Source organism: Mycobacterium sp., assembly GCF_049683935.1.
Taxonomy (GTDB): Bacteria; Actinomycetota; Actinomycetes; order Mycobacteriales; family Mycobacteriaceae; genus Mycobacterium.
This window is the reverse complement of record NZ_JBAUJR010000310.1, coordinates 1-8,830: the sequence shown is the minus strand read 5'-3', so window position 1 is coordinate 8,830 and position 8,830 is coordinate 1. Positions and strand designations below refer to the sequence as shown.

Annotated in this window: 10 protein-coding genes; 6 read left to right on the top strand and 4 right to left on the bottom strand. The window is 67.4% G+C overall.

Annotated elements, in window-relative coordinates:
* A partial coding sequence (locus tag WA965_RS18240) for a phosphodiester glycosidase family protein (protein WP_526447904.1) occupies positions 1–999 on the bottom strand: 999 nt, incomplete at its 3' end.
* Positions 1,000–1,204: 205 nt separating this feature from the next.
* Here WA965_RS18240 and WA965_RS18235 point away from each other — a divergent pair.
* Positions 1,205–1,648, top strand: a complete 444-nt coding sequence (locus tag WA965_RS18235; protein WP_526299534.1) for an SRPBCC family protein — start codon at positions 1,205–1,207, stop codon at positions 1,646–1,648.
* On the opposite strand, the gene WA965_RS18230 is transcribed toward WA965_RS18235, so the two are convergent.
* Together WA965_RS18230 and WA965_RS18225 are read right to left on the bottom strand one after the other, a co-directional pair.
* Positions 1,645–2,970: a PQQ-dependent sugar dehydrogenase gene (locus WA965_RS18230; RefSeq protein ID WP_526299536.1), complete on the bottom strand. Its 1,326-nt coding sequence runs from the start codon at positions 2,968–2,970 to the stop codon at positions 1,645–1,647. The two genes, WA965_RS18235 and WA965_RS18230, sit on opposite strands and share 4 nt — an antisense overlap.
* A complete protein-coding gene (locus WA965_RS18225) occupies positions 2,948–3,748 on the bottom strand; it encodes a pirin family protein (protein ID WP_526299538.1) in 801 nt (266 codons plus the stop codon). Before WA965_RS18225 ends, WA965_RS18230 begins: the two co-directional genes overlap by 23 nt.
* Before the next feature lie 94 nt (positions 3,749–3,842).
* Between WA965_RS18225 and WA965_RS18220 the strand changes: the two genes are divergently transcribed.
* Entirely contained in the window at positions 3,843–4,313 is a 471-nt protein-coding gene (locus WA965_RS18220; protein ID WP_526299540.1) for a MarR family winged helix-turn-helix transcriptional regulator, read from the top strand.
* A gap of 6 nt (positions 4,314–4,319) precedes the next feature.
* On the opposite strand, the gene WA965_RS18215 is transcribed toward WA965_RS18220, so the two are convergent.
* The gene (locus WA965_RS18215) at positions 4,320–5,342 is read right to left on the bottom strand and encodes an RNA polymerase subunit sigma-70 (protein ID WP_526299572.1); all 1,023 of its coding nucleotides are present in this window, start codon (positions 5,340–5,342) and stop codon (positions 4,320–4,322) included.
* Between the two features lie 53 nt (positions 5,343–5,395).
* Between WA965_RS18215 and WA965_RS18210 the strand changes: the two genes are divergently transcribed.
* The 4 genes from WA965_RS18210 to WA965_RS18195 all read left to right on the top strand — a co-directional run.
* Positions 5,396–6,259 carry an alpha/beta hydrolase gene (locus WA965_RS18210; protein WP_526299542.1) on the top strand — a complete coding sequence of 288 codons (864 nt, stop codon included), beginning with the start codon at positions 5,396–5,398 and terminating at the stop codon, positions 6,257–6,259.
* Positions 6,256–7,248 carry a hypothetical protein gene (locus WA965_RS18205; RefSeq protein ID WP_526299544.1) on the top strand — a complete coding sequence of 331 codons (993 nt, stop codon included), beginning with the start codon at positions 6,256–6,258 and terminating at the stop codon, positions 7,246–7,248. Before WA965_RS18210 ends, WA965_RS18205 begins: the two co-directional genes overlap by 4 nt.
* Before the next feature lie 28 nt (positions 7,249–7,276).
* On the top strand, positions 7,277–8,209 hold the full coding sequence (locus WA965_RS18200) for an NADP-dependent oxidoreductase (RefSeq protein WP_526299546.1): 933 nt from the start codon (positions 7,277–7,279) through the stop codon (positions 8,207–8,209).
* 10 nt (positions 8,210–8,219) lie between these two features.
* A partial coding sequence (locus tag WA965_RS18195; RefSeq protein ID WP_526447902.1) for a DUF2786 domain-containing protein occupies positions 8,220–8,830 on the top strand: 611 nt, incomplete at its 3' end.

Genomic DNA, 8,830 nt, shown 5'->3' with positions numbered 1-8,830 from the left:
GGCCCACATGCCGCCGGTGTCGCGGCGCAACACGATCGCCGAGGAGCCGCCGCCGTCGAGCAGCACGGCGGTGTCGCTGCCCACGCCGCGGAACAAATCCTGGATCTGGTCGGGGGTGTAGTTGCCGCCCTGGAACACGTACATCTCGTCGCGGTCCCGGGCGTAGGCGATCGCGGTGCGTGCCGCGCTCGGGCCGGGGTCGTTCAGCTGGCCGGTGTCGCCGGGCGCCAGTAGTCCCAGACCGGCGACGGCGACGAACCTGGTGCCCTTGTCGATCAGATCCTTGATGACCGGAGACGCCGCGTCGTAATCGTCCGGGCTCTTCGGCGCCACCACGAACGGCGCGCCGGCCACCGGCATGATCATCGTCGACAGCGCGGTCCACGTTTCGTTCCCGTTGGACAACCCCTGCTTGCCGGCATAGGCCAGCGTGCCCGTCACCGCGTTGTTGGTACGCCCCAGCCCGCGGGTGTTGTCGACGTAGGCGCCCAGCGGTGAACTGCAACCGGTCGACTTCCAGGACCCACCCTGCTGTCCGCGCACGTCGAAGAAGTTGGCGTTGATCGCGATCGTGGGTTGGCCCAGCGCCTGCCATGCCTGCAGCGGGGGATAGATCTCCGAGGCCTGCCACAGCCCTTCGCCGGTGCGTGCGCGCGGGTCACGCTCGCAGCGGGCCTGGTAGCCGGTGTGTGAGTCGGCGAGCAGTCGCGGTGCCAGGCGCTGCGAGGCCGCCTTGATGATCATCAGCCGGCCGCCGTTGTTCATCTCGTACCAGGAACCGCCGGCGTTGAGCATCGGGGCGGGGAATCCGCTGCCGAAGTTGTAGACGAGGTAGGAGCCGCGGGTGTTGGCGATCGCACCCGCAAGCAGTTCGCGTGCTCCGGCGGCCGACGCGACCGGAACGCCCGTCGAGGTGGCGAGCACGGCGCACACCATCGCAGTAGCCAGTGCCCGACGACGCGTCGCGATGCGCCGAAAGTTTGCGTCGGGAGTCGGCACGGCGGCTCCTCACGGCAGATGGGCGGCCGACGGAAGTCGGCAAGCTAACAATAATCCCAGTAGACACACTGTCAACTTTCGTCACATTGGCATCACAGTTCGATTCCGGGCGGGTCGCTGCGGCGTTTGCTGATGATCGGGTGCAAGGCTGATGACGTCCGGTACATCGAGGGTGAGGATGTTGCGAGATGGGTATCCGATGACGATGGCCACCGTTTCACGAAGGTTCATCGTCAGCCCGCCGCCCAGCGTCGTGGTGGACTACCTCAAGGACTTCGCAAACGCCGAGAAATGGGATCCCGGAACCCGCAGTTGTGAGCGCGTCGACACCGGTCCGGTCGCCGAGGGTTCCTATTGGCACAACGTGTCCAAGCTCTTCGGGCGGAGGGCAGAGCACACCTTCAAACTCGAGGAACTCTCCGACCACAAGGTGGTGTTCATCGGCGAGAACAAATCGTCGACCGCGGTCGACAGCATCACCGTCGAGGCCGACGGCGCCGGATCGATGATCACCTACGAGGCCGAACTGGAGATGTACGGCGCGGCCAAGCTGCTCAACCCGGTGATGAAGCGGGCGTTCGAGAAACGCGCCGGTGACACCGAGAAGCAGATGACCACCGTCCTCAACCGGCTGGCGCAATCGGCTTAGCCGGGCGGCGCGAGTCGGTAGATGGCGTCGGCGTCGTCATCGGTGATGTAGACCGCGCCGTCGGGTCCGGCGATCGCGTCGACGGGCCGGCCCCACCGTGACCCGTCCTCGGCCTGGAAGCCGCCGACAAGCGTCTGCTGGTCGCCCAGTCCGCCGTCTCGCCACGGATAGAACGACACCTCCGGCGCCCGCGGAGGTTGCCTGTTCCAGGACCCGTGAACCCCGACCAGCGCCCCGGTCGCGTACGGCTCAGGCAGGTCGCCGTCGACGAAGCTCAGCCCCAGCGGTGCCGAGTGTGCGCCGAAGCTCTGCTCCACCGGCGGCAACGACGCACAGTCCATCAGCTCACCGTCGGGGTTGGTCTGCACGTCCCGGATGAACGGCAGGTCGGCGGGACCGCCGTCGGAATTGCAGTAAGGCCAACCCAATTCACGACCGGGAGTCAACTTCGCCAGTTGCTCGGGCGGATGGTCGTCGACGTACTCCGGAACGACCTGTCCATAGTCCGGTCCGGGCTCGGGGAACGCGACGTTGTCCCGCCCGTTGTTCGCCGTCCACACCGCACCATCGGGTGCGATCGCGAGGCCGGTGCCGTTTCGCACGCCGGTCGCGAACGGTGCGGCCGGTCCACCTCCCGGCGGTACCCGCATGATCGTCGCTCGCGGGGGGTCGGCGGTGCGGTCCTCAGCGGAGATGTTGCCCGTCGAGCCGATGGAGAAGTACACCGCCCCGTCGGGGCCGACCGCCACGCTCTTCAACGCGTGCGAGTAGGCGCCTCGCAGTTCGGGGCTTCGTCCGTCCGGGATGCCACCCGCGACGGTTCTCTGGTTGGTCGCAGCTCCGGCGGCGTAGTCGTAGGCATCAACTTGATCACTCTGTGCCACATAGAGAGTCGATCCTGAGAAGGTCAGTCCGTGCGGCTGGTCGAGGCCGTCGAGGAGCACCGATTCCTCGGGTGCCCCGTCCTGCGCAGGCTCGAAGCGAAGCACCCTGCCGGCGCTGGGGATCGACACCAGCAGATCACCGTCGGGGGTCCAGACCGCCAGTCGCGGCTTGGAGGTCCGTGCCCATACCGACATCGTCCACCCCTGCGGCACCACAGCCTGGCGGGGCTCGTCGAACGGTGCGTCGGCGAGGTCGGGTCCGACCTCGACCGTCACCGTCGACGTCCCGGTGACGGGAGGTGCAGCAGGTGGGGCCGACGGCGTGGTCGACGGTGCCGACGTCGTCGTCGGTGTCTCCGCTGTGGTGGTGCAGCCTGCGAGCAGCACCATCCCCAGCAGAACTGCTCCGGTGTGCTTATGCCGCAGCGAGTGTCGCATGCATCTCCCAGACGAGTATCTCGGCGGGTTGGGTGGCGGTGACGCGCTGGCCGCCGGTTGCGGTGAACCGCACCGCGTCACCCTCATGCAATGGGCCGGCGCCCTCGAGGACGACCTCACCGCGGGGCACGAACAGATGCAGGTACGGAGCCTCCGGCAGTTCGACGCTCTGGCCCGGCGCCAGGCGCGCACCGTGCAACGCGGCGTAGCGGTTGCGGATCGTGATGGCGGCGGCATCGCTGTGCTCCGGCATGCCCGAGGCGATCGGCACCAGAGTGCCCTGCAGCAGTTCGTCGTCGATCTCGAGTTGCTGGTAGCCCGGTGTGATGCCCGATTCGTCGGGCACGACCCACATCTGGACAAAATGCACCGGCTCGGCGATGAGGCGCTTGCCCGAAGAGTCAACGGCACTGTGGGATTGCTGTCCGGTCAGAGTCCAGGAGTCGTTCTTCTCCGAGTGCAGGATGCCCTTGCCCGCGGACATCCGCTGGGCCAGCCCCGGGTAGATGACGCCGGAATGGCCGGTGGAGTCCTGGTGGACCAGCGACCCGCGCATCACCCAGGTCACGATCTCCATGTCCCGGTGCGGATGGGTGTCAAACCCGGTGCCGGGCTTCACCACATCGTCGTTGTTGACCAAAAGCAGTCCGTGATGGGTGTTCTCGGGCTCATAATGGCTGCCGAACGAGAACGAATGCTTGGAGTCCAGCCAGGCGATCTTGGTCTTGGCGCGGTCGCCGGCACGTCGGATGTCGACGATGGACTGGGCACTGGTCATCACGTTCACTCCTCGGGAGTCTGTGTCAGCCTAGGTGGCCGTACTCGACCCGACAACATGGATGACACGTCATGTATTCCGGTAGGGTGGGCTCATGGAATGGCTCAGCGACGAGCAGCAGCGGATCTGGCGCAACTACCTGGCGATGACCGGCAGCCTGCAGACCGCGATGCACCGTCAGCTGCAACAGGACTGTGAGCTCTCGCTGTCCGACTACGACGTCCTGGTCGCGCTGTCGGAGCGCGGACCGATGCGGATCAACGAACTCGGCGATCTGATCGGGTGGGAACAGAGTCGGGTCTCGCACCAGCTGCGCCGCATGCGGGGGCGTGGTCTGCTGCACCGCGAAGGGCACGACGAAGACCGCCGGGGTGCGACGGTGAGCATCACCGACGAAGGCCGGTCCGCACTGGAGACCGCCGCCCCCGGGCACGTGGAACTGGTGCGCACCGCGGTGTTCGACGGCCTGTCCGACGCGCAGCTGCGGGCCTTCGGCTCCGCGATCGAAACGGTCCTGGCCAGGATCAAGCCGGGGAAGCCCGCGTCTCAGTCGTCGACCGACTGAACGGCCTCACAACGAGGAGGGAAGCCCGAACTTCTCGAAGAACCCGATCTCCTTGAAGGCCACCACATGGGCGATGCCGGCGGGCCGCACATCGAGCACGTGCAGCTGGAACGCCTCGTGCGCGCCGGTATGGGGGTTGAGCATGTAGAGCGCGGCGGCCGGTTGGCCGTTGGCGGTGGTGACCAGGAATCGCATGTCGCCGGCCTTCTCGGCGGGGCAGTGCGTCTTCGACAGCGTGACGATGTTGCGGGGACCCTGGTACCAGCCGTCGAAGGGCGGCATCTCCCAGACGGCGTCGGCGGTGAAGAGCTCCACCAACTGGTCCATGTTGTAGCTCTCGAACGCCGAGATGTACTTGCCCAGCAGATCCGCGACCTCCTGCGAGTCCGGTGGTGCGGGTTGATCGTCGCGGCTGGGCTGCACCTCGTCGAGTTGAGCGCGAGCCCGCTGCAGCAGGCTGTTGACGGCCGCGGTGGAGACGCCGACGGCCTCGCCCACCTCGGCCGCCTTCCACTGCAACACCTCGCGCAGGACGAGCACAGCACGCTGGCGCGGAGACAGATGCTGCAGCGCTGCGACGAACGCCAGGCGAACCGACTCGCGGGATTCGGCGATCACCGATGGATCCGACGGATCCTCCCGCGGGGTGTCCGGCAGCGGCTCCAACCACGGGATCTCGCTGTGGTCGACGATGTCGGCGGTGGGATCGGAGGCCGGTGCTCCCAGGCCGGTCGGCAGCGGCCGCCGTTTACGCCCGTCCAGCGCCGTCAGACACGTGTTAGTGGCGATCCGGTAGAGCCACGTTCGCACCGAGGATTTGCCCTGGAACCCTTTGTAGGACTTCCACGCCCGTAGATAGGTTTCCTGGACCAGATCCTCCGCGTCGTGCAGCGAACCTGTCATCCGGTAGCAGTGTGCGAGCAACTCCCGCCGATAACGCTGCGCGTCGGCGAGAAACGCGTCTTCGGCACTAGTGTCGTCGAGGGCCAGGACAGTCACGAATCGGAGTTTACGCAGTGGGTCTGACAAGAACAGGGTCATCGCGGCCGAGGGTGGCCACCCCCGCCCGATAGTCTCCGTGGATGCCCGTGACCCACAGCGAACGCAGTTTCGATGGCATCGGAGGCGTCCGGATCGTCTACGACGTGTGGACGCCGGACGCTGGGAGTTTCCCGCCACCCCACCCGGTACCCCGCGGGGTGGTGATCCTCGCCCACGGGTACGCCGAACACGCCCGGCGCTACGACCATGTGGCCGCCCGGTTCGCTGACGCCGGTTTGGTCACGTACGCGCTGGATCACCGCGGTCACGGCCGGTCCGGCGGCAAGCGGGTGTATCTGCGCGACATGTCCGAGTACACCGGTGACTTCCACACGCTGGTCGGCATCGCCGCCACCGAGCACCCCGACCTCCCCCGCATCGTGGTGGGTCACAGCATGGGCGGCGGAATCGTGTTCGCCTACGGGGTCGAGCACCCGGGCGACTACACCGCGATGGTGCTGTCCGGACCCGCGGTCGACGCCCAGGCGTCAGTGTCGCCGGTGATGGTGCGGGTGGCCAAGATGTTGGGCAGGCTGGCCCCGGGAACCCCGGTGGAGGACCTTCCCGCCGACGCGGTCTCCCGGGACCCCGCCGTCGTCGCGGCCTACGAGTCCGACCCGCTCGTCCACCACGGCAAGCTGCCTGCCGGTATCGCACGGGCGCTGATCGGCGTCGGCGAGTCGATGCCGCAGCGGGCGGGCATCATCACCGCACCGCTGCTCGTGGTGCACGGTGATCAGGACCGGCTGATCCCCGTGGAGGGAAGCAAGAAATTGGTGGAATGCGTGGGCTGCACCGACGTGCATCTCAAGGTGTACCCGGGTCTGTATCACGAGGTGTTCAACGAGCCCGAGAAAGCGTTGGTGCTCGACGACGTCACTGCGTGGATAGAGGCGAAGCTGTGAAAGCCATTGCTGGACTGCTTTTTTCGCTTGCGGTACTGATCGCGGGTTGCTCCTCGGATGCCCCGGAGCAGCCCACCTGGGTTGACGAGGAGGTGACGTTCGAGGCCGACGGGTTGACGCTGCACGGCACATACCGCCACCTCTCCGGAGGAGAACCTGCTCCTGCGGTGCTGCTGATCTCCGAAAGCGGGAACACCGACCGCAACGGCGACAACCAGGTCGCCGGTCCGATCGGCAACATGCGTCAGCTCGCGGAACTGCTGTCGGACCGCGACGTCGCCAGCCTGCGCTACGACAAGGTCGGCACCGGCAGGACCGGGCTGGGTCCGTACGCGCAGAATCCGCAGGACGTCGGAAGCGCTGTCTACACCGCGGGCGCCGCATCGGCTCTCCGCTTCCTCGCCGACCGCCCCGCCAGTGATCCGGAGCGGCTGTCGGTCTACGCGTTGGGCGAGGGCGCCATCCACGCGATGACACTGGCCGGTGACAACGACCCCGCCGCGCCGAAGGTGCACTCGCTGGCCCTGTTTCAGCCGCTGCCGGGCCGTTACCTCGACATCATCACCAACCGTGTGACCGCGGACGGGACGCCGGAGACGGTGGCGGCGTGGCGGGCCGCGGTCGAGCAGATCCGGACCGAGGGCACGGTTCCCGAGACGCTGCCCGACGGCCTGGTGTCGATCGTGAACCCGGGAAACGTGAACGCCGTCGTCGAAGCCGACAGGATCGATCCGCTGGCGCTGGCGGCCGCGGTGCCCGCTGGCACGCCGGTGCTGCTGACCTGTTCGGATGCCGACAGCCAGGCACGCTGCGAGGCCGTCCGACCGCTTGCCGATGCGTTGGCGCACACCGCGCTGACGGTCGTCGAACTCTCCGGTGTCAGCCACGTGCTGCGCGACGACCCCACCGACAGCATCGCCAACTACGCCAGGCAGGATCCGCTGTCGCCGCAGTTGGTCGCCGCTCTGGACGTCTTCGCCGAGAGGTGACCGCCTGCCGCGGGCTACACTTCCCGAGATGACCAGAGCGGTGGTGGCCCAGAGCTACGGCGGGCCCGAAGTCCTTGTGATACAGGACATCGTGCTTCCCGAACCGGGTACCGGCCAGGTGCTCCTCGATGTGCGCGCCGCTGGGACCAACCCCGTCGACTACAAGCTGTACAGCGGCGCGATGGGCAGCGACCCGGCCGCGTTGCCGATGCCGGTGGGTATGGAGGTGGCCGGCGTGGTCGTGGCGACCGGGTCCGGTGCCCAGGGCTACACCGGTCCGCTGGCCGTCGGCGACGAGGTGATCGCCACGAATGTCCGAGGCGGCTACGCCGAACAGGTTCTTGTCGATGGCAGCGACGTCGGGCACAAGCCGGACGGCCTGAGCTTCGAACAGGCAGCCGGCCTCATCCTGGTCGCCGGTACAGCCTGGCACCTGTTGATGAAAACGGATGTGGGGACAGGCGATACCGTGCTGATCCACGGCGCCAGTGGCGGCGTGGGTCTGATGGCGGTGCAACTCGCCGTCGCTCGCGGTGCCCTCGTGATCGCCACCGCGAGCCCCGGCAGGCACGATCAGCTGCGCGGATACGGCGCCCACCCGGTCGCCTACGGCCCCGGACTGCTCGACCGGGTGCGGACCATCGGCGCAGTGGACGCGGCACTTGACCTGGCGGGAACCGACGAAGCCCTGGACACCTCGGTCGAGTTGGTGGCCGACCGTAGCCGGATCGCCACGATCGTCGGCTTCGGCAGGGCCGCCGAACTCGGGATCGCGGCGCTGACCGGCGCGGACGGTGGCCAGCAGATCCGCGACGCCGCCCGGCCGAAGCTGCTCGAACTGGCCGCCGAAGGGAAGCTGGAAGTGACGGTGGACAAGGTGTTTTCGCTCGGGGAGGCCGCAGAAGCGCATCGTTATCTGCAGGCGGGCCACACCCGTGGAAAAGTCGTACTGGTCCCTTAGCCTCGCGAACATGAGTACCGACGACAAGATGCTGGCCCGGATCGCCGCGCTGTTGCGCCAGGCCGAGGGCACCGACAACCAACACGAAGCCGATGCGTTCATGGCAGCTGCGCAGCGGTTGGCCACCGCGGCCTCGATCGACCTCGCCGTGGCGCGAAGTCACGCGGACAAGCGCACCCAGGCGCAGACCCCGGTGCAGCGCACCATCACCATCGGTGATCCCGGGGCCAAAGGCCTGCGCACCTACGTGCAGCTTTTTGTGGTGATCGCCGCGGCCAACGACGTCAAATGCGACATCGCGTCGAACTCGACGTTCGTCTACGCCTACGGGTTCGCCGAGGACATCGACGCCAGCCACGCGCTCTACACCAGCCTCGTCATGCAGATGGTCCGCGCGTCGAAGGACTACATCGCCTCAGGCGCGCACCGGCCGACCCCGACGATCACCGCGCGGATCAACTTCCAACTCGCGTTCGGGGCCAGGGTCGGTCAGCGGTTGTCCGAGGCGCGTCAGCAGGCGCAGCAGGAGGCGACGCAAGGCCCCGCCAGCATCCCTGGTTCGGCGATCGCGTTGCGCAACAAGGACCTCGAGCTCAAGGATTACTACCGCCAGGCGTCCAG

Coding starts and splice junctions, on each gene's coding strand:
- WA965_RS18235 (WP_526299534.1), top strand. CDS start 1,205: ATGGCCACCGTTTCACGAAGGTTCATCGTCAGCCCGCCGCCCAGCGTC.
- WA965_RS18230 (WP_526299536.1), bottom strand. CDS start 2,970: ATGCGACACTCGCTGCGGCATAAGCACACCGGAGCAGTTCTGCTGGGG.
- WA965_RS18225 (WP_526299538.1), bottom strand. CDS start 3,748: ATGACCAGTGCCCAGTCCATCGTCGACATCCGACGTGCCGGCGACCGC.
- WA965_RS18220 (WP_526299540.1), top strand. CDS start 3,843: ATGGAATGGCTCAGCGACGAGCAGCAGCGGATCTGGCGCAACTACCTG.
- WA965_RS18210 (WP_526299542.1), top strand. CDS start 5,396: ATGCCCGTGACCCACAGCGAACGCAGTTTCGATGGCATCGGAGGCGTC.
- WA965_RS18200 (WP_526299546.1), top strand. CDS start 7,277: ATGACCAGAGCGGTGGTGGCCCAGAGCTACGGCGGGCCCGAAGTCCTT.